We start from the raw sequence: 20,238 nt of genomic DNA on the forward strand, positions 1-20,238 counted from the left end.
CCCGCTCCGCCACGTGCTGAATCTTTCGAGTGAGCTGCCCCATCCGCGCCGTTTCGACCGTTGTCAGTGCGAGGACCTAATCTGTCCGTCGTGACATCGCCTGCCTCGACTGCCTCGACGGAATTCGTTCCGCCCCAGCTCAGCGCGGCGCCGCGGCCCGCACTGGGCCCGGCCGCCGACGAAGGGCTCGCGCGGCGCCTTCGTGCGCTCGCGTGCACCGCGCCACTGCACGACCTGGACGTACGCAAGGCCAATCTGGCCGGTGAGTACACGGTCTACGCGATGGCGGAGGTCGCGCTCGCCGCCATCGACCTGGTCACGCTCAACATGGACTTCGACACCGGGGCCGACCACGACCAGATAATCGCCAGGCTGCTGCCGCGCGTCGCGGCCCAGGCCCCCCGGCGCCCGGCCGCCGAGCATGAGCGGGTCGCCCGCTGGGTGCTGGAGAACCTGATCAACGTGGGGAGCGTCGACCGCGGCTTCCGCGCGGTCTACGGCACCTTCGGGCCCGACGGCGCGTACATCCGGCGTGATTACGACTTCAAGCTCGTCGAGGAGGTACCGGGTCACGGCGGCACCGTCTATCTGCGCACCACGGACGAGGCTGTCAATGTGCTCGTCGGCGCGCTCGACACCGATGTGACCAGCGCCCAGATCGCCGCCGAGGTCAAGCTCGAAGTGCTGATCAACCGGGGGCGTCTCGCCGATGCCCAGCTCGCCGCCGAGCAGGCCAGATACCGCACCGTGCAGTACGCCGAGACGCTCCGCAGGACCCTGGAGGCGACCCGGCGCAATGTGCGCGCGGTCGACTGGCTCAACGCCGTGCCCGACATGATCGACGAGGCGCTCGACCACATCGCCGACCGCTACCGCCACGAGAACGCGATCCTGACCAACATCCGCAAGGCGAGGGACGAGGCCGAGACGGGCTTCGATCCGAAGACGGCGGAGCACAAACGGCGGGCGGCCGAGCTCGTCGACATCGTCAAGGACTGCATCCGCAGGCATACGCAGCTGCAGTCCCGCCTCCTCGAAGCGGGACCGCTCTTCCGCGCCGAGCAGGACCGGCAGGCTTTCGCGGCACCCACCTCGACCGTCGGTCTCGACCTCTACGGACAGCTCGTCGCGCCCGTGCTGCCGTTGCCCGTGGAAAAGGCGCGCCGGGTCACGGACGCGTTCTTCGCGCACGGCACCGGACTGCGCACGCCCGTATCCGTACGGCTGGGCGATCTGGTGGACATCTTGCTGACCCCGCCTGCGGAGCGCGAGCACCTGGGCGCCGAGATGCCCGAGCCCGATCTCATCGCCACACCCGACGACAGCCGGTTCAGCGAGGAGCAGCTCGCGAGCGCCATGGAACTGCTCGACCTGGAGCACGACGCACCGCGCAGACTCTCCGGGCTGCTCGCCGAGGCGCGCCGACGCGATCCCGAACTGCCGTATCTGGTCGCCCTGCTGTCGATCCATGCGGCCAGCCCGCCGGTCGGCACCGCCTACCGGCAGGGCGAGCAGCGGCTGTTGTTCGCGGTGGACGACGGGACCGAGCTCGACGACCCCGAGTTCGGCGGGGCCGACCTGATCGTGGGCACGGCACTCCTCGACACGGTCTCCATGGCCGCGGGCCGGACGGAGGCCGTATGAGCCTTGAGCACGCAGACACCGGTACGGACAGTGCAGATAGTGCAGACAGTACGGACAGTACGGACATGACCGAGGAGCCGCAGCCGTGAGCGAGACCCACGCCGAGCACACCGCGTGGAGCGAGTCGGCCACCCCGGACACGGGCGAGGCCGACCGGTTCACCGCGCCGCCCGCCGCCGTGACGCCGGCCGATGCCGCCGACGCGGCACGGCTCGTCGCCTTCGGGCTGCAGCCCAAACTGCTGCCCGCGCGTGACGCGGAGTACGCCGGGCTGCTGCGCAGATACCGCGAGGAGACCGCCTTCGCGCGCCTCGCCGACGCGGTCGCGACCGGGCTGGGCCTGGTCGTCCTGGAGGTCTCTACCCGCGCCGGGATGGCCGTGACGGCGGGCGAGGACTCGGTGTTCGCCGTCCGGATGGGCGACTACGCCCGCCGTACGGCCGCGGACTCCGCCGACCGCTTCCTGCACGGACTCGCGCATCTGGCGGTCGCTGCCATGTCCTTCCCCCGCCCCGAGGACCTCGCCGACGACGGCTACATCGGCCGCATCACCGTCAACGGTGTCGACGCCTTCGTGCGCGAGGCCTGCCGGCGTCTTGAGGAGCGGGCCGAGGAACTGGGCGAGAACACCGACCCGGCCACCGGGACCCCCGGCCTCGAAGCCGCCTGGCGGATCTACGCCCGGCGCAGCGCGACCGGCGCCACCAAGGACGCGCGGCGCCTCGCCGGATCCACCACCGGCATCGTCGGCAAGGCCGTCGCCTTCCTCACCGACTCCGGCTTCCTGCAGCGCACCGGCGACGACGCCGGAGGCGCGTACCGCACCACCGCCCGCTACCAGCTCCAGGTCCGCGACATGGCAGGCACCGCCGCCATGGCCGAACTCCTCGAACTGGGGGTGGTCCCGGTGACCGACGGCACCGCCACGCTGGTGATGCCGTCCGACCCAGAAGACCTCGAACTGGCCGCCGACGCCGGTCTCCCCTTCCACTCCTGACCCCTCCCCTTCCAGAGATCGACGAGAGTCCGCCGCCATGTACGAGTTGTCCCGGGTCCGTCTCTACTCCATTGGTCCTGCCGGTGCGCGCTACGCCGACACCGTCCTCGACCTGCGCGGAGTCGGCGCGCCCGTGCCCAACCCGGCGCCGGCGCAGGCGGAGTTCTTCGCCGACGAACCGGTCGGGCCACCGCGCCGGCCCGCCCCGGCCGGGGTGCTCTTCCTGGAGAACGGCGGCGGCAAGTCCGTACTGCTGAAGCTGATCTTCTCGGTGATGCTGCCCGGCCACCGCAATACGCTCGGCGGCGCCAGCTCCGGCGTGCTGCGCAAGTTCCTGCTCGCCGACGACTGCGGGCACGTCGCGCTGGAGTGGCAGCACACGCTCACCGGCGAGACGGTCGTCGTCGGCAAGGCGAGCGAGTGGCGGGGGCGTCAGGTCTCCAACGACCCGCGGAAGTTCGCCGAGGGCTGGTACTCCTTCCGGCCGGGCCCCGGGCTGAGCCTCGACTCGCTGCCGGTCGCGGAGTCCACCGCCGTACGGCCGCCGGTGGAAGGCGTCTCGGGCGCACGCGGTCGCCGCCGCACCATGAAGGGCTTCCGCGACGCGATCACCGAGTCCGGAAAGGCGTACCCGCACCTCGACGTGCACTGGGAAGAGATCCACGACCGCTGGAACGAGCACCTGGGCGATCTCGGCCTCGACCCCGAACTCTTCCGCTACCAGCGGGAGATGAACGCCGACGAGGGCGAGGCCGCCGGTCTCTTCGCGGTCAAGAAGGACTCCGACTTCACCGACCTGCTGCTGCGCGCCGTCACCGACACCCGCGACACCGACGGCCTCGCCGACCTGGTCGGAGGCTTCGGCAACAAGCTCGGCCGCCGCGCCGAACTCACCGCGGAGCGCGACTTCACCGCGGGCTCGGCCGACCTGCTCGGCCGGATCGTCGAAGCCACCGCGGCCCGCGCGCGGAACCGCGACATCCACGCGGGCGCCGAGCGGCGTACGCGCACCCTCGCACGCAGGCTCTCGGCCCGCGCCGACGAGGAGCGCGGGCGTACGGCCGAGCTCGCCCAGCAGGTCACCGCTGCCGCGCACACGGTCACCGAGGCCGAGTCCGTCCGCAGCCGCTGCTCACTGATCGCCGCCGAACTCGCCTACCGGCATGCCTCGCTGGCGCTCACCGTCGCCGAGAAGTCGGCGGCGGCACAGCGCAAGGAGATGGCCGACGCCCGCACGCTGCACTCCGCGTGGCAGGCCGCCGAGGCCGTATTGCGCCATCGCGCGGCAGCCGACCGCTCGGCCAGGGTCGCCGTCGCGATCCGCGAGGCGGAGCGTGACGCGGCACCGGCACTGGCCGCACGTGCCACGGCAGCCGCGGAGCTCGTACGGGCCCTGCACACGGCAGCCGAAGGCGGCGAACGTGTCGCGAACGAGCAGGAGGAGCGCTCCGCCGTACTCCAGGAGACGGGCGAGGCCGCACACCGCGACGCCACCGCGGCGGCCACCGAGGCGCAGCGTGCCCGCAGCGAGGCCGGGCATCTGCGCGAGCGGCTCGCCGAGGTCGAGCAGGAGACCGCCGAGGCCGTACGGGCGGGATGGCTCGACGACACCGCGCCCGACGCCGACCCCGCGCGGGCCGCACTGGCGGCGAGCGACGCCGAGAAGACGGCGGTCGCCGCTTGGGACGTGGCGCGCGAGGCAGCCCGTACGACAGGCGACCGGGCCAAGGAGGCGGCCGGCGAGGAGAGCCGCACCGAGCTCGCGGCCGCCCGGGCCGCGGACGCGGCGTCGGCAGCGGAGCACGCGTACGAGGCCGAGCGCCGTACGGCGGAGTCCATCGCGCTGGACGACCGGCTGACGGAACTCCTCAGCCTTCCGGCCGTGAAGGCCGCCGCCGGGCTGCCGCAGCCGCGCCACTCCGGCGAGACCGGTGCCGGGCACGCCCCCGGCCAGGGCGCGGCCGTCGACTCCGCCCAGGATTCCCGGCCGTTCACCGCGGAGGAGCTGGACCGCAGCGCCGACGAGCTGCGGGAACTGCTCGACCAGGGCGTGGCCGCCGCCGAACGGAAACTCTTCGAACTGCGGACGGCCGCCGCCGACGACGCCCGGATCCTCGGCGCGCTCGGCGACGGCGGGCTGCTGCCGGCAGGCCCCGATGTGCTGGCCGCCGTCGAGTACCTCGGCGAGCACGGCATTCCCGCGCTGCCGGGGTGGCGCTACCTCGCCCAGGCCGTCGACCCGGCGGACCACGCCGCCGTCCTCGCCGCCCGGCCCGAACTGGTCGACGGTGTGGTGATCACCGACCCCGCCGCCCACGCCCGGGCACGCGAAGCGCTCACCGGTGCTGCCCTGCTGCCCCGTTCGGCCGTCGCCGTCGGTACGGCCGCCGCGCTGCTCGCACCCGTCCCCGGCCAGGGGACCGGCTCCGACGGCGAGGTCTTCCTCGTACCGCCGAATCCGGCCATGCACGACGAACACGCCGCCGACGAGGAGCGCCAGGCGCTCCGGACCCGTACGGCCGGCCGCGACGAGGAGATCCGCGGCCTCGCCGCCCGGCTCGCGGGGGACCGCACGCTCGCGGCCAGGCTCGGTTCCTGGCGCGCGGACTGCCCGCCCGGGATGCTCACCGAGCTCGCGGGGGCGGCCAGGGCCGCACGGGAGGTGGCCGAGACCGCCGAAGCGGCACTCGCCGCGGCTCGTACGGTACGGGCAGAGGCCGACGAGGCCGCCGCCGACGCCGCGCGTGTACGGGACGACCGCCAGGACGCCGCACAGCGCGCCCGGCGGGTGGCCGATGTCCTCGCAGGACTCGCCTTCCGGCTGCGCGAGCGCGCCGGCTGGCAGGCGAAGCTCCGCGAACTGGCCGACGAGGCAGCCGAGTCCGAGGCGCGCGCGAGCACCTGCCTGGACCGGGCCAGGGCCGCGGACGAGGACCGCAGGACCGCCCAGCGCACCGCCGACGACGCTCACCGCACGGCCCGCGCCCTGCGCGCGGAGCGTGCCGAGATCGCCGGTGCGCCCGAGACCATCCCCGACCTGGAGCCCGGCGCCCCGCGCACGGCCCTGCCGACACTGCGCGAGGCCTACCGCGCCGCGTCCCAGCTGTACGAGAAGGTCGGCGTGGGCGCCGACCTCCGTGCCGAACAGGCCAGGGCCGAGAGCGACGAGAGTTCCGCGCTCACCGAGCTCGACCGGCTGTCCAACAAGGTCCGCACCCGCGCCGCCCAGCTCCTCGAATCCACCGACGGCGCCGACGGTCCCTCACGGCAGGCGGCAGCGGCCCGTGCCGAGTCGCTCGTCCAGATGCTGGAGACCCGTGCGTCGGCCGCGAGCGAGCAGCTCGGCCGGCTGCGCGGGGAGGCCGAGCGCCTCGCCCCCGCCGACGGCGAGGGCACGCACACCGAGCTGCCCGACGCGCAGGTGCCCGCCGATGCGGACGCCGCCCAGGCCCTGCTGCGCACCGCCACCACCGAACTGGGCGCCTGCAGCGACGCGTTGGAGACCGCCCGCGCCGCCCACGCCGAGCTGCTCCACGCGCACCGGGTTTCCGAGGACGCGGCGGGCGGCTTCGACGAGGCCGCGGCCCTGCTGCGCGATCTGCTCCGCGACCACCAGGACGACGAGGGGGCGGGGGCGGAGGCTCCCGAGGCTTACCCCGGCAGCCTGGAGGAGGCGCGCGGGTCCGCCACCGAGGCCCGCCGCTCACTGCGCGGCTGCTCAGCGGACCTCTCCGCCGCCGAGACCGCCGTGCGCGAGGCGAGCGACATTCTCGTACGGCACGCCAACTCCACCCGCTACGAGCAGGTGCGCACCCCGGCCCGCCAGCAGATCCGTGAACTCCCCGCCTCCGCACTGCCCGAGCACGCCGAGAAGTGGGCCGCGGCCTTCGCACCCCGGCTGCGCGTCCTCACCGACGAACTGGAGCAGCTGGAGCGCAACCGCGGCTCCATCGTCGACCGGCTGCGCGGTCTGGTGGAGTCCGCGCTGACCACGCTCCGCTCCGCCCAGCGGCTCTCCCAGCTGCCCGAGGGGCTCGGCGAATGGTCAGGTCAGGAGTTCCTCCGGATCCGCTTCGAGGAGCCGGACCAGGCGACGCTCACCGAACGCCTGGGCGAGGTGATCGACGAAGCCACCCGGGCCGCTCTCAAGAAGAACGCGACAGCGACTCACGCGGAGGGGCGCAGGGACGGAATGTCCTTGCTGCTGCGGGGCGTCCAGGCTGCCCTGGAGCCCAAGGGCATCGCCGTCGAGATCCTCAAGCCGGACGCCGTGCTGCGCGCCGAGCGGGTCCCGGTCGGGCAGATGGGCGACGTCTTCTCCGGCGGCCAGCTGCTCACGGCCGCCATCGCGCTCTACTGCACGATGGCCGCCCTGCGTTCCCACGACCGGGGCCGCGACAAGCACCGGCACGCGGGAACGCTCTTCCTCGACAACCCCATCGGCCGCGCCAACGCCACCTATCTCCTCGAGCTCCAGCGCGCCGTCTCCGACGCCCTCGGCGTCCAGCTGCTCTACACGACCGGGCTCTTCGACACCACGGCGCTCGCGGAGTTCCCCCTGGTGATCCGGCTGCGCAACGACGCCGACCTCAGGGCCGGACTGAAGTACATCAGCGTGGAGGAACACCTGCGGCCCGGGCTGCCGCAGCAGGATCCGGAGGGTGAGGTCGTGCACGGCGAGATCACCGCGACACGGATGTTCAAGCGCTCCCCGGCGGTTCAGGGCTGAGGCGACAGCCGGTTGGGGCGGCCCCGCCGGCGTATCCGCTCCGCGTCCCGTACCTCCTGGCGGACAGTCCGCCGCGCCTGGCGGCGCTCGCGCCGCAGCCGCCGGGCCGTGCTGCTCGGCACGGACACCACTCCGTTGCGCTGGTTCCACACCTGCCGCGTCACCCAGACGTCCAGCACGCTCCAGGTCGCGACCACCGTGCTGGCCACACTGCTCACCACCATCGGGAAGGCCAGCCAGGATCCCGTGACGGTGGACAGGAAGGCCACCATCGCCTGGATCGTGGTCAGCGACACGATGAGCACGGCACGCACCGCGGCCGTACGCACAGGATCGGGCAACCGCGGCCGCACAGCGGGCTCCTCGACCCACAGCGGGCGCAGCGTGTCACTCTCACCGTTCTCTTGGATGCTCATGGACCCCTCACTCCCCGGCGCAGTCCGACACCACAGTGGCTGCCCGGCTTGCGCCGTTTTACGCGCCGTCCCCATGCCTCGTACAGAAAGACGAACGATCCGCCCCGAAGATTCCCCGGTCGGGACAATCCCGGTCATCCATCCGGGCAAATGGGGTGACGAGCCGGTGGCATATGGTCAACACCCTTGCCATTGGCCGAAAATCGTCCGGACGTGCCTTCGAGTTACGTCTGTGGCAGTAGTAGGCTCACGCCGTTTGTTGCCGGAATACCACCCCGCAGTGCGGGGCTGAGCTGGGGGAGGCCATGCGCTTTCGCGGGAAGTCCATCCGCAGGAAGATCGTGGCGTTGTTGCTGGTCCCACTTGTCGCTTTGACGGCAATCTGGGCCTTCGCCGTTTTTCTCACCGGGCGTGACGCCCTTCAACTGATGCGCACCGGAAGTGTCGTTGAGGATGTGGGCTACCCGCTCGTCGACTCCGTACAGGAGATCCAGGAAGAACGGGCACTGACGCTTCGTTACCTCGCGGACCCGGGGGCCTCGGACGTCCTCGCCGCCCTGCGGCAGCAGCGCCTCTCCACCGACTCGGTCCTCGCCCATGTGCGCGACAACGCTGAGCACAGCGAGGGCAGTTCCGACCTGTCGAATTCCGCCTCGAACCAACTCCGCACCATCCTGGACGGGTTCGCGGGACTCGGAGCCCTCCGGCAGAACGCCGGGGACCACTCGGTCACCCGCCGAGAGGCCTACGACCAGTACAACCGGCTGGTCGACCCGGTGCTCAACTTCCTGCTCGCCCTGCCGACGCTCAACAACTCCGAGCTCGACAAGCAGGCGCGCGCACTCATCGGCATCAGCCGGGCGCGCGAGACGCTCTCCCGCGAGGACGCCCTCTTCGGCTCGGCTCTGGTGGCCCGGCGCATGGACGCCAGGGATCTGCGCGACATCGCCGACCTGGTCACCTCGCGCACGGTGTACTACACCGTCAGCCTGCCCGCGCTGCCCCGGCACGACCGCGACGCCTTCACCGCGTACTGGCAGGGCCCCCGGACGGTCTCCCTGCGCAGCGCTGAGAGCAATGCTCTCGCCGCGGGCCCGGCGGGCGCGGCGGACTCCGTTCCCGCGCAACGCTGGAAAGAAGCCGCGTCGACCGCACTCGGCGATCTCGACCGGATGGGCACCGAGGCGCGCGAAGCGTTCAAGGACCGGGTGAAGCCCGCAGCCGTCATCGTCATCGTCAAGCTGGCCGTCGCCGCGGCCCTGGGCATCGTCGGCCTGCTGGTCTCCCTGATCGTCTCCGTACGCATCGGCCGCGAACTGGTCCGCGACCTGCGCAGGCTCCGCAAGGAGGCCCACGAGGTCTCCGGTGTGCGCCTGCCCAGCGTGATGCGCCGTCTCGCCTCCGGCGAACTGGTCGACGTGGAGACCGAGGCCCCGCGCCTTGAGTACGGGAAGTACGAAAAGGATGAAGTCGGCCAGGTCGGCCAGGCCCTCAACACCCTCCAGCGCGCCGCGGTGGAAGCAGCCGTACGCCAGGCCGACATGCGCCGCGGCGTCTCCGAGGTCTTCGTCAACCTCGCCCGCCGCAACCAGGTCCTGCTGCACCGCCAGCTGACCCTCCTGGACACGATGGAGCGGCGCACCGAGGACACCGAGGAGCTCGCGGACCTCTTCCGCCTCGACCACCTCACCACCCGCATGCGCCGCCACGCCGAAGGCCTGGTGATCCTCTCCGGCGCGTCCCCCTCCCGGCAGTGGCGCAAGCCCGTCCAGCTGATGGACGTCGTACGTGCGGCGGTCGCCGAGGTCGAGGACTACGAGCGCATCGAGGTACGAAGACTCCCGCGCATCGGCGTCGGCGGCCCCGCCGTCGCCGACCTCACCCACCTGATCGCCGAACTCCTCGAGAACGCCACGGTGTTCTCGCCCCCGCACACCGCCGTCCAGGTGCACGGCGAGCGTGTCGCCAACGGCTTCACCCTCGAGATTCACGACCGCGGACTCGGGATGACGGCCGAGGCACTCCTCGACGCCAACCTCCGCCTCGCCGAGACCCCCGAGTTCGAGCTCTCCGACACCGACCGGCTCGGCCTCTTCGTGGTCAGCCGCCTCGCCCAGCGCCAGAACGTCCGGGTCTCCCTGCAGCAGTCGCCGTACGGCGGGACGACCGCCGTGGTGTTCATCCCTGTCGCACTGCTCACCGACGCCTCGGACATCGACACCAACGGTGTGGGCTTCCGCCTCGACCGCAAGTCCTCGGGCCCGGCCGGCGAGCCGAGGGTGCGCGCCGCGCTCACCCCGGTCCCGCCCGGCCTGGAGGATCTGCCGCCGCTCATCGACGGCCCGGTGGAACTGGAGCCGCCCGTCGAGACGTTGGCGTACGGGAAGATGGCCTTCGGGGACGAGGACAGTGAGCCCGGCGGGATCTTCCGCGGTCGCGAACAGCATCAGCAGACCCCCGACCAGGTGCCCCGGGCGAGCGAGTCGGCACGGCCCGACGCCACCGTCCCGCTGCTGCCACGGCGCCGCAAACCGCAGCCGCCCACGCTGGTCTCCGACCATGGCCGCCGGGTGGACGTACCCGCACCACGCGCCGCTGAACCGGCGTCGAAACTGCTGGTGAAACCGGCACCGAAGCCAGCGGCGGCGCCGGACGGACTGCCCCGCCGGGTACGCCAGGCGAACCTGGCACCGCAGCTGAGGGACGCGAGCGCGAGCGAGCAGCCCGCTGCCGCCGCGGACGACATCGAGCGCGACGCAGACGAAGTACGAAGCCGGATGGCCTCGCTCCAGCGCGGCTGGCAGCGCGGCAGGGAGCAGAACGGTGAGCACATCACCGGAAGCCCGGCCGAAACAGCACCAGGAACCACATCTGAGGGGAGCGGTCGATGACCGCATCGAACGCCGCAGCACAGAACGCCACAGGGAGCTCCGGTGAGCTCAACTGGCTTCTCGACGAACTCGTCCAGCGAGTCGGCTCCATCCGCAAGGCGCTGGTGCTCTCCGGTGACGGCCTGCCCACAGGCACCTCCAAGGAGCTGACCCGTGAGGACGGGGAGCACCTGGCCGCGGTCGCCTCGGGCTTCCACAGCCTCGCCAAGGGGGTGGGCCGCCACTTCGAGGCGGGCAGGGTCCGCCAGACCGTCGTGGAGCTCGACGAGGCCTTCCTCTTCGTCACGGCGGCGGGCGACGGCAGCTGTCTCGCCGTGCTCTCCGACGCCGACTCCGACGTGGGCCTGGTCGCGTACGAGATGACGCTGATGGTCAAGCGCGTCGGCGCCCACCTCGCGACCGCGCCCCGTTCCGGTCTGATCGCCGGAGGGTGAGTGGGATGCGATGAGTGAGCCGGCCCACTGGTTCGACGACGACGCGGGACCTGTAGTCCGTCCGTACGCGATGACGCGCGGCCGTACCAGCAGCGCGAGCAGGCACCGGCTCGACCTGATCGCCCTGGTCGTCCCGGAGTATGCGGCGGACGACCCGGGCCGGGACCAGCGGCTCTCGCCCGAACATGTGGACATCGTCGAGCGCTGCAGCGACGTGCCGCAGTCGATCGCCGAACTCGCGGCGGGGCTCGATCTGCCCGTCGGGGTGGTCCGAGTCCTCGTCGGCGATCTCGTGGACGACAAATTGGTCCATGTCACCCAGCCCGTGCCGCCGGCCGAACTGCCGGACGTCAGCATCCTCCGTGAGGTAATCAATGGCCTTCGGGCGCTCTAGCCGCAGGAAGCCGCTCGTCGAGCCGGTCACCCTGAAGATCCTGGTCGCGGGTGGGTTCGGGGTCGGAAAGACGACCCTGGTGGGCGCGGTGAGCGAAATCAGGCCACTGCGCACCGAGGAGACACTGAGCGAGGCCGGTCGTCCGGTCGACTCGGTCGAGGGGGTGGAGCAGAAGAACACCACCACGGTAGCCATGGACTTCGGGCGCATCACGCTCCGCGAGGACCTGGTGCTCTATCTCTTCGGTACGCCCGGGCAGGACCGCTTCTGGTTCCTCTGGGACGAACTGGCGCAGGGCTCGCTCGGCGCCGTCGTCCTCGCCGACACGCGCCGCCTGGAGGACTGCTTCGCGGCGGTCGACTACTTCGAGCGGCGCTCCATACCCTTCACCGTCGCCGTCAACTGCTTCGACGGGGCGGGGCGTTACCCGGGGGACACGATCCGCTCGGCGCTCGACCTGGACCCCGATGTGCCGGTGATGATGTGCGACGCGCGCGACCGCGAGTCCGCCAAGGCGGTACTGATCGCGGTCGTCGAGCATGCGCTGGCCCAGGTGGGGAAGGCCCGCGAGCACGCCATCACCTGAGTGCCACCCGAACACCTCCTGAGCGCGCGCCAATGCGGCCCGTACCCCCGCCGACCGGGGTACGGGCCGCAGCTCTGGGCGTACGTACCGACTGCGCGTACGTACCGACCGGGCGCGCCGTTCGGGCGTACCTACTGGGCGTCCTCGTCCAGCCAGCCGAAGGAACGCTCCACCGCCTTGCGCCAGTTGGCGTACTCACGCTCACGGACCTGGCCGTCCATGTGCGGCGTCCACTCGACGTCGCGCTGCCAGTGCGCCTTGAGCTCATCGAGGTCCGACCAGACACCGGTGGCGAGCCCGGCCGCGTACGCGGCGCCCAGGCACGTCGTCTCCGCGACCTTCGGACGGATCACCGGCACGCCGAGGACATCCGCCTGATGCTGCATCAGGAGATGGTTCGCGGTCATGCCGCCGTCCACCTTGAGCGAGGTGATCTGCACGCCCGAGTCCTGGTACATCGCGTCCACGACCTCGCGCGTCTGCCAGCTCGTGGCCTCCAGGACCGCGCGCGCAAGATGCCCCTTGGTCACATAGCGGGTGAGGCCGGTGATGACCCCGCGCGCGTCCGAACGCCAGTAGGGCGCGAAGAGGCCGGAGAAGGCGGGCACGATGTACGCACCGCCGTTGTCCTCGACGCTCGCCGCCAGGGTCTCGATCTCGTCGGCGTTGCGGATGATGCCGAGCTGGTCGCGGAACCACTGCACCAGGGCCCCGGTGATCGCGATCGACCCCTCCAGGCAGTAGACCGGCGCCTCGCCGCCGATCTTGTACCCCATGGTGGTGATCAGCCCGCTCTTCGAGGGAACGGGCCGGTTGCCGGTGTTGAGCAGCAGGAAGCTTCCCGTGCCGTACGTGTTCTTCGCCGTGCCCGTGTCGTAGCAGGCCTGCCCGAATATCGCGGCCTGCTGGTCGCCCAGCGCGGACGCCACCGGGACACCGGCGAGCTGGCCGACGGCCGTCCCGTACACCTCCGCCGAGGACTTGATCTCCGGGAGGACCGCCTCGGGGACGTTCATCGCGGAGAGGATGGAGGTGTCCCACTGGAGCGTCTCGAGGTTCATCAGCATGGTGCGCGAGGCGTTGGTGACGTCGGTGACGTGCACCCCGCCGTCCGTACCACCGGTGAGGTTCCAGATCAGCCAGGAGTCGATGGTGCCGAAGGCGATCTCGCCGCGCTCGGCGCGCGAGCGCAGCCCGGGTACGTTGTCCAGCAGCCAGGCCGCCTTGGGCCCGGAGAAGTAGCTGGCGAGCGGCAGCCCGGTGATGTCGCGGAACCGGTCCTGGCCGTCCGTGGCGCCGAGTTCGTTGCAGAGCGAGGCGGTACGGGTGTCCTGCCAGACGATGGCGTTGTGCACGGGCTTTCCGGTCGCCCGGTCCCAGAGCACCGTCGTCTCGCGCTGGTTGGTGATGCCCAGTGCGCTGAGCTGCTCGGCGCGCAGGCCTGCCTTGGCGAGCGCACCGGCGACGACCGCCTGGACCTTCGACCAGATCTCGGTGGCGTCGTGCTCCACCCAGCCGGGCTTGGGGAAGATCTGGCGGTGCTCGCGCTGGTCGACGGCGACGATCGCCCCGTCGTGGTTGAAGATGATGCATCGGCTCGAGGTGGTGCCCTGATCGATCGCTGCGACGAACTTGTCCGTCATTGCTCTCCCCTTGGTCGGAAGACGTGTCGGTTGTCGGCCTGAAGGCGGTCGTGAGGCGGTCTGAAGGCGGACCGAAGGCGGTCAGAAGGCGGTCAGAAGGCGACGTTGTAGATGAGCCCCGCGAGGGCCCCGCCGATGAGCGGCCCGGAGACCGGCACCCAGGCGTAACTCCAGTCCGATGTCCCCTTGTTGGGGATCGGCAGCAGGGAGTGGACGATGCGCGGCCCCAGGTCACGGGCCGGGTTGATGGCGTACCCCGTGGGCCCGCCGAGAGAGAGGCCGATTCCGACCACGAGGAGGGCGACGATCAGGGCCGTCGTACCGGACTCGCCGAGGCCCTTGGTCAGGCCGAAGGCCAGGATGGGCAGGACGAGAGCGATCGTGGCGATGATCTCGGACATCAGGTTGGCCACCGGGTTCCGGATCTCGGGAGCGGTGGAGAAGATGCCGAGCGTCGGAAGTGCGGTCTCCTCGTCGCGGTTGGCCTGGAACTGGGCGAAGTACGCGAGCCAGCACAGGACGGCGCCCAGCATCGCGCCCACCATCTGCCCCAGCACGTAGACCCAGACCTTGTCCCACTTGCCGGTGTCGACTGCGATCCCCAGGGTCACGGCCGGATTGAGGTGCCCGCCCGAGAGCGGGGCAGCGGTGTACGCCCCGGCAAGGACGCCGAAACCCCATCCGAAGGCGATGGCCACCCAGCCGGCGGCCTTCGCCTTGGAGTGGTTGAGCGTGACGGCGGCGCAGACACCCGCGCCGAACAGAATCAGGACCGCTGTACCGATGATTTCGCCGACGAAAATATCCCCATTGCTCATGGCGGCTCCTTGGCCCTAGCCCGGGACAAGTGGGCCCCGGTCCTCCGTGCAGGGTGCGTTTCCCATGGCTACGGAGCCGGTGGCGGGCGTTCCCGCGCCCCGCCCTGGCCTCCGTGACGAGCGTGCCGTTTCCGTGAGGGGCGCGCCGCGTCCGGCGGCGCCGACAGACAACGGGAAGTGTTCACCGGTGGTGATGGAGCGTCAAGGTCGTGGGACGAAAGGGCGGTCGGCGACCGGAAATCCTCTTGTTCAGCGAACGGCGATCACCGACGAACCGTGCCCGAAGAGCCCCTGGTTGGCAGTGATCCCGGCACGCGCTCCGGCCACTTGCCGCTCTCCGGCCCGCCCGCGCAACTGCAGGGTCAACTCGCAGACCTGCGCGATCGCCTGGGCCGGTACGGCCTCCCCGAACGACGCCAGACCGCCGCTGGTATTGACCGGGATGCGCCCGCCGAGCGCTGTCGCCCCCTCGCGCAGAAGCTTCGCGCCTTCGCCCTCGCCGCAGAGCCCGATGTCCTCGTACCACTGGAGCTCCAGCGCGGTGGACAGGTCGTAGACCTCGGCGAGCGACAGTTCCTCAGGTCCGATGCCCGCCTCCTCGTACGCGGCCCGGGCGATCGAGGCGCGGAAGGATTCCCCGGACGGCTCGACGGCCGCGGCCGAGTCGGTCGCGATGTCCGGCAGGTCGAGTACGGTCCTGGGGTAGACCGGGGTGTTGGTCGCGACGGCGCGGATACGGACGGGATCCGGAGCCCCGTGCCTCCGCGCGAACTCCATGCTGGTCAGGACCAGAGCGGCCGCTCCGTCGGAGGTCGCACAGATGTCGAGGAGCCGCAGCGGATCGCAGACGACCGCGGACGCGGCGACGTCCTGGGGGGTGACGGCCTTGCGGTAGCGGGCGTTGGGGTTGAGCGCTCCGGCCGCCGCGTTCTTCACCTTGACTTGGGCGAAGTCCTCGGCCGTATCGCCGTACAGGGCCATCCTGCGCCGGGCGTAGAGCGCGAAGTAGGCGGGGTTGGTGGCCCCGAGCAGCCGGAAGCGCAGCCAGTCAGGGTCGTCGGGGCGCTCGCCGCCGGCAGGGGCGAAGAATCCCTTGGGCGCGGAGTCGGCGCCCACCACCAGCGCGACGTCCGCAAGACCCGCGAGGATCTGGGCCCTGGCGGTCCCGATGGCCTGGGCGCCGGACGCGCAGGCGGCGTACACACTGGTCACCCGCGCGCCCTGCCAGCCGAGCGCCTGCGCGAAGGTCGCCCCGGCGACGTAGCCCGGGTATCCGCCGCGCACGGTGTCCGCGCCGACCACCGACTGCACGTCCTGCCAGCCGATTCCGGCGTCGGAGAGGGCGGCGCGGGCGGCCACCGTTCCGTACTCGACGAAACTGCGGCCCCATTTGCCCCAGGGGTGCATGCCGGCCCCGAGTACCGCTATGTCGCCGGTCATTACCGCGCTCCCGTCGGCTGCCAGTGCCAGGTGGTCCAGGTGGTTCCGGCGTCCTCGTTGAGCACGCCGGGGACCACCTCCACCTCCATCCCCACAGTCAGATCCGCCAGCTCCACGCCCGGGGCGGCCTGGCCGAGCACCACCATGCGCTCCGCCTCCAGCTCCACCGCGAGCAGGACGTACGGCTTCCACTCGGCGCCGGGATCGGAGACGTAAGGGGCGGGCGGCCGGTACCGCCCGTCGGTGTACGACCAGACGCGGCCGCGCGGCGAGAGCGGCACCGGGGCCAGCTCTCCGCCCGTGCAGGCCGGGTTGCGGCAGAAGGAGTCCTCACGCGGGAAGAAGACCGCCGAGCAGGCCGAGCAGCGGGTACCGAGGAGACGGAAGCCGGTCCCCTCCTCGTCGGCGGTGAACCATCCGGCCACTACGGGTGTGCGCGTGCGCGTCAAAATTCCTCCCGGCATCAGCAATCTGACGGATCGTCAGAAGTCTGCCATGCCACGGCGGAGAACCGGAAGTGCCCGACCCGCGTCCGAAAGGAAGTGGAGGAGTGGCCGGAACCCACGGGGGTGGTCTCGGCCGCTCCTTCGGTGCGTGCGGATCAGTGGTGTCCGGCCACCGACCGCCGTGCGACGGGGAAGTCGAAGTAGGTGTCGGGGAAGAGCTCGGGCTTGAAGGTGAAGTGCCACCACCTACTTTGGCGGCCTGAGCTGATCTCTGGCGCCGTTCCGTGGCCTCGAGCAGCGGGAACGGCGAGGTTAAGCAATCCAGCTCTCGCACCCGACTTGGCGAGAGGCTCTCCTCATGACGTCGAGCGCTGCCCGGAGCCCGTCCACAGATGCTTGAAACGCCTGTGTCGTCTCCGGCCCTAGTGACGGCGAGACATCGAGATCGGCATCCAGAAGGAATTGGCTGATCTCCGAGGCGAACCGCCGCCACGCTGTCGTGTAGATGCTCGTGCACCGTTCAAGTTCGTCGGCGCAGTCGTACCACACGGGGGCCGTCAGTTTCCCTTTGGTGGAGGCCAGGAGGTTGTTCATTTCCGCATAGGCGGCGATCAACTCTCCGGTCAGCGCTTTGCGATGTTCGCCAGCATGGCGATGAGCGAGCACATCGATGAACTCCCGATATGGATTCACATACGCGTCCACGCTCGTTGGCTCCCCTGTTTGCCCACCCGATGGGAAGATATCAGGGCAGTATCGTGCCCGCCGCCCTGCGCGTAGCCAAGCACGTCGCCCGATGCGCAACTGTCGTACGTGAACAGGCTTCCGTCCGGGGCGGGCGTGTGCGCGGTGCGTTGTTGCAGGCCGGGCTCACTGGTTGTGGACCAGCGATCGCCAGGTGACCGGGAAGTTGTAGTAGTGGTCAGGCTGGTAAGGAAAATAAGTGAAGTGCCACCACTCTTCCGGCAGGTTCACGAAGCCCTCGGCGCCGAGCGCACTGCGCAACAGGTCCCGGTTGGTCCGCTGAATGCCCGTGATCCGGGGATCGTCCGTGTGCGCGAGGGTGTCGAAGCAGTCAAAGCCGGTACCCATGTCGACCGAGTTGTCGGGGAAGCGCTGCGCCTTCGGTGCGTAGCACGGCACCAGCTTCTGCCCCGGCCGGTACGGGCGGGTCGGCAGCGCCGGCAGCTTCACCAGCGTCAGGTCCATGGTGGAGCCGCGGCTGTGCCCGGACTTCTCAGCGATGTAACCGTCCGCGAACAGACGGGTCTTGTCGACCTGCGGATAAAATTCCGCCTTCGTCTTCTCGTCGGCCAGGTCCTTGGCCCACCGCACGAAGTGATCGACGGCCCGCTGCGGCCGGTAGCAGTCGTACACCTTCAGCGAGTAGCCCGTGCGCAGCAGCTTGGTCTGCGCACGGTGCAGGGCCTGCGCCGCGGGCTTGGTGAGGATGCAGAGCGGCTGCCGGTAGCCGTCCACCGGCGCGGCCACGAAGTTGTGCTCGTACGGGTAACGCATCTCCTGGATGATCGTCGGGTCCACAGTGCTCAGCGCGACGAACTCCTTCGGGGCCTTGGGCTCGGGCACCGCCCGGGCGGTGGGGGAGAGGGCGGTGACGGCCAGCAGTGTCGCCGCGGCGGTCACCAGGGTGCGTACGGTGAAGGTGATTCGTGTCATGGGCACTCCATCTATCAGGTCAACGGCCTTCGGGGAAAGGGTGATCGGATACAGTCCGCGCCCATGAACTACCGCAATCCGCTGCCTGTCGCCGTCGCCCTCCAGCCCGTCAGGGACAACGACAGAAGGGGGCTCGCCGTCATCACGCGCACCATCGAACCCCGGATCGGCTCGGTCGCGCTCCCCGGCGGCTACATCGACCACCTGGAGGACTGGCGCCATGCGGTCGTACGGGAACTGCGCGAGGAGACCGGCATCGAGGCCGCCCAGGAGGACGTCCGCCTGGCCGACGTGATGAGCGCCCCGGACGGCTTCCTGCTGGTCTTCGGGCTGCTCCCCGAGCGTCCGCTGCAGGACCTGCCGGCCTCCGTCCCCACGGACGAGACCTCGGGCTGGCATGTCCTCTACACCCCGCAGGACCTTGCCTTCCCTCTCCACGCGGCGGCGCTGCGGGCCTGGTTCTCGGGCGCGTACGGCTAGCTCTGCCGGCCCCCCTCGATGCCCCGCACCCGTACCGGATACCGCGGCGGTCCCGCGTCCCCGTCGACTACCTGCTCCACCACCACCCGTCCCTTCACCAGCTTGGTGGTGAACCGCTCGACCTCCGCCTTCTCCCACCCGTCGCCCGCGTCCCGCACGACCACCCCACCGCCGGTGCGTCCCGCCGCCGGAGCCCACACCTCCAGTTCGAGCCCGCCGTCCGCGCCCCGCACCGGTATCACCGAACCGGCCCTCGCCAGTACGGGGATACGGGAGAGAGGCGCATCCAGCAGCACCTGCCCGGGCCCCTCGTGCGTCTGCCCGGTCGCCGTGTCGTACCACCGTCCGCGCGGCAGCCGCACCGCCCGCCGGTCGCCCCCGCGCTCGAACACCGGCGCCACCAGCAGCGCGTCCCCCAGCAGGAAGGCGTCCTCGCAGTCGCGCAGTGCCCGGTCCGCCGACGAGCCCCACCACAGCGGCCGCACATAGGGAGCCCCGGTGAGCCGGGCCAGCTGCGCCAGCGTCATGAAGTAGGGCCGCAGCCGCTCCCTCTCCACCAGCGCGGCGCGCGCATGCTCCAGTACCCGCGGCCCGAACTCCCAGGGCTCCCGCCGCCCCGCCCAGATCGCCGAATGCGTACGGAACAGAGGGAGATACGCACCCAGCTGGAACCAGCGCAGATACAGCTCAGGTGAGGGCCGCCCGTTGAACCCGCCCACATCGGGACCCGAGTACGGCACCCCGCACAGACCGAGACCCAGCACCAGCGACAGCGAGGCACGCAGCCCCGGCCAGCCCGTGGTGACGTCCCCCGACCAGGTCCCTCCGTACCTCTGCATCCCCGCCCACCCGGACCGGGAGAAAAGGAAGGGCCGCTCGTCGGGACGCAGCTTCCGCAGCCCCTCGTAACCGGCCCTGGCCATCGCCAGCGCGTACACATTGTGGGCCTCGCGGTGGTCTCCGCCCCGCCCCTCCAGATCGTGCCGAGAGGACCGGGGCAGCGTCGGGTCCCCGAAGGGCGCGAAGGAGGCGGGCTCGTTCATGTCGTGCCACACCCCCGAGAAGCCCTGCGCAAGCCGCTCCTCGTACAGCGCGCCCCACCACTCCCGTACGCGAGGAGCCGTGAAGTCCGGGAAGACGCACTCGCCCGGCCAGACGACCCCGCGCACCGGCCGCCCCCGCGCATCGCGTACGAACGCGTCGGCTGCCGCCCCACTCGCGTACACCGCGTTCCCCGGATCGGCCCGCACCGCCGGATCGACGATCGAGACGAGCCGCACGCCGTCCGTACGCAGATCCTTGGCGAGCCCCGGCAGATCGGGAAAGCGCTCGCGGTCCACGGTGAAGACCTGATGGCGTTCGTAGTGGTCGATGTCCAGATGGAGCGCGGACAGCGGCAGATCCCGCTCCCGGTAGCCCGCGACGATCCGCCGCACCTCGTGCTCGCTGCCGAATCCCCACCGCGCGTGCTGCGGCCCGAGCGCCCAGGACGGCGGGAGCGCGGGCGCACCCGTGAGCGCCGTCCACCCCTGCAGCACCCTCGCCGGCGTACCGGTCACCACCCAGCAGCGCAGCGGCCCGCCCCCCATGCGCAGCTCGCCTGTGCCCGGCCGGTCGTGCCCAGAGCCTGCCCCCTCCTCTCC

The 20,238-nt window shown here is 71.1% G+C and carries 16 protein-coding genes and 1 pseudogene; 8 read left to right on the forward strand and 9 right to left on the reverse strand.

Features of this window, described 5'->3' with window-relative positions:
• Nucleotides 1–90: 90 nt before the first annotated feature.
• The 3 genes from J0695_RS25875 (at nucleotide 91) to J0695_RS25885 (ending at nucleotide 7,370) form a co-directional block, all read left to right on the forward strand.
• Entirely contained in the window at nucleotides 91–1,644 is a 1,554-nt protein-coding gene (locus J0695_RS25875; RefSeq protein ID WP_206965801.1) for a hypothetical protein, read from the forward strand.
• An 85-nt stretch (nucleotides 1,645–1,729) separates the two neighbouring features.
• Nucleotides 1,730–2,641 (forward strand): hypothetical protein, encoded by a 912-nt coding sequence (locus J0695_RS25880; protein ID WP_206965803.1) that lies wholly within the window; start codon nucleotides 1,730–1,732, stop codon nucleotides 2,639–2,641.
• 37 nt (nucleotides 2,642–2,678) lie between these two features.
• A complete protein-coding gene (locus J0695_RS25885; RefSeq protein WP_206965806.1) occupies nucleotides 2,679–7,370 on the forward strand; it encodes a coiled-coil domain-containing protein in 4,692 nt (1,563 codons plus the stop codon).
• Here the strand turns inward: J0695_RS25885 and J0695_RS25890 are convergent.
• Nucleotides 7,361–7,786 carry a hypothetical protein gene (locus J0695_RS25890; RefSeq protein ID WP_206965807.1) on the reverse strand — a complete coding sequence of 142 codons (426 nt, stop codon included), beginning with the start codon at nucleotides 7,784–7,786 and terminating at the stop codon, nucleotides 7,361–7,363. The genes J0695_RS25885 and J0695_RS25890 overlap by 10 nt on opposite strands.
• Nucleotides 7,787–8,091: 305 nt before the next feature.
• On the opposite strand from J0695_RS25890, the gene J0695_RS25895 reads away from it, so the two are divergent.
• From J0695_RS25895 to J0695_RS25910, 4 genes are read left to right on the forward strand one after another with little or no spacing between them, the layout of a single operon-like run.
• Entirely contained in the window at nucleotides 8,092–10,677 is a 2,586-nt protein-coding gene (locus J0695_RS25895; RefSeq protein ID WP_206965809.1) for a sensor histidine kinase, read from the forward strand.
• Nucleotides 10,674–11,111 (forward strand): roadblock/LC7 domain-containing protein, encoded by a 438-nt coding sequence (locus J0695_RS25900; protein WP_206965812.1) that lies wholly within the window; start codon nucleotides 10,674–10,676, stop codon nucleotides 11,109–11,111. The genes J0695_RS25895 and J0695_RS25900 overlap by 4 nt, the downstream gene beginning before the upstream one ends.
• Before the next feature lie 10 nt (nucleotides 11,112–11,121).
• The gene (locus J0695_RS25905) at nucleotides 11,122–11,505 is read left to right on the forward strand and encodes a DUF742 domain-containing protein (protein WP_206965814.1); all 384 of its coding nucleotides are present in this window, start codon (nucleotides 11,122–11,124) and stop codon (nucleotides 11,503–11,505) included.
• Nucleotides 11,486–12,091, forward strand: a complete 606-nt coding sequence (locus J0695_RS25910) for a GTP-binding protein (RefSeq protein WP_206965817.1) — start codon at nucleotides 11,486–11,488, stop codon at nucleotides 12,089–12,091. The genes J0695_RS25905 and J0695_RS25910 overlap by 20 nt, the downstream gene beginning before the upstream one ends.
• Nucleotides 12,092–12,222: 131 nt before the next feature.
• Here the strand turns inward: J0695_RS25910 and glpK are convergent, their stop codons facing one another.
• The 7 genes and pseudogenes from glpK to J0695_RS25940 all read right to left on the reverse strand — a co-directional run bounded on the left by glpK (nucleotide 12,223) and on the right by J0695_RS25940 (nucleotide 18,115).
• Nucleotides 12,223–13,734 carry a glycerol kinase GlpK gene (gene glpK, locus J0695_RS25915; RefSeq protein WP_206965819.1) on the reverse strand — a complete coding sequence of 504 codons (1,512 nt, stop codon included), beginning with the start codon at nucleotides 13,732–13,734 and terminating at the stop codon, nucleotides 12,223–12,225.
• Nucleotides 13,735–13,826: 92 nt separating this feature from the next.
• Entirely contained in the window at nucleotides 13,827–14,552 is a 726-nt protein-coding gene (locus J0695_RS25920; protein WP_206965821.1) for an MIP/aquaporin family protein, read from the reverse strand.
• Nucleotides 14,553–14,801: 249 nt separating this feature from the next.
• Nucleotides 14,802–15,992: a lipid-transfer protein gene (locus J0695_RS25925; RefSeq protein ID WP_206965823.1), complete on the reverse strand. Its 1,191-nt coding sequence runs from the start codon at nucleotides 15,990–15,992 to the stop codon at nucleotides 14,802–14,804.
• Entirely contained in the window at nucleotides 15,992–16,441 is a 450-nt protein-coding gene (locus tag J0695_RS25930; RefSeq protein ID WP_242553181.1) for a Zn-ribbon domain-containing OB-fold protein, read from the reverse strand. The genes J0695_RS25925 and J0695_RS25930 overlap by 1 nt, the downstream gene beginning before the upstream one ends.
• Nucleotides 16,442–16,593: 152 nt before the next feature.
• Nucleotides 16,594–16,683, reverse strand: a pseudogene (locus tag J0695_RS44160) (M15 family metallopeptidase); the annotation flags it as partial.
• A 67-nt stretch (nucleotides 16,684–16,750) separates the two neighbouring features.
• On the reverse strand, nucleotides 16,751–17,143 hold the full coding sequence (locus tag J0695_RS25935; RefSeq protein WP_206965827.1) for a hypothetical protein: 393 nt from the start codon (nucleotides 17,141–17,143) through the stop codon (nucleotides 16,751–16,753).
• 165 nt (nucleotides 17,144–17,308) lie between these two features.
• Nucleotides 17,309–18,115: a M15 family metallopeptidase gene (locus J0695_RS25940; protein WP_206965829.1), complete on the reverse strand. Its 807-nt coding sequence runs from the start codon at nucleotides 18,113–18,115 to the stop codon at nucleotides 17,309–17,311.
• A 63-nt stretch (nucleotides 18,116–18,178) separates the two neighbouring features.
• Between J0695_RS25940 and J0695_RS25945 the strand changes: the two genes are divergently transcribed.
• Complete coding sequence (locus tag J0695_RS25945) at nucleotides 18,179–18,595, forward strand: NUDIX domain-containing protein (RefSeq protein WP_206965831.1); 417 nt, start codon at nucleotides 18,179–18,181, stop codon at nucleotides 18,593–18,595.
• Here the strand turns inward: J0695_RS25945 and J0695_RS25950 are convergent.
• The coding region (locus tag J0695_RS25950) for a TIM-barrel domain-containing protein (protein ID WP_206965832.1) at nucleotides 18,592–20,238 on the reverse strand (1,647 nt) is incomplete at its 5' end. The two genes, J0695_RS25945 and J0695_RS25950, sit on opposite strands and share 4 nt — an antisense overlap.

This window comes from Streptomyces beijiangensis (assembly GCF_017315755.1).
In the GTDB taxonomy this organism is placed as follows: Bacteria; Actinomycetota; Actinomycetes; order Streptomycetales; family Streptomycetaceae; genus Streptomyces; species Streptomyces beijiangensis.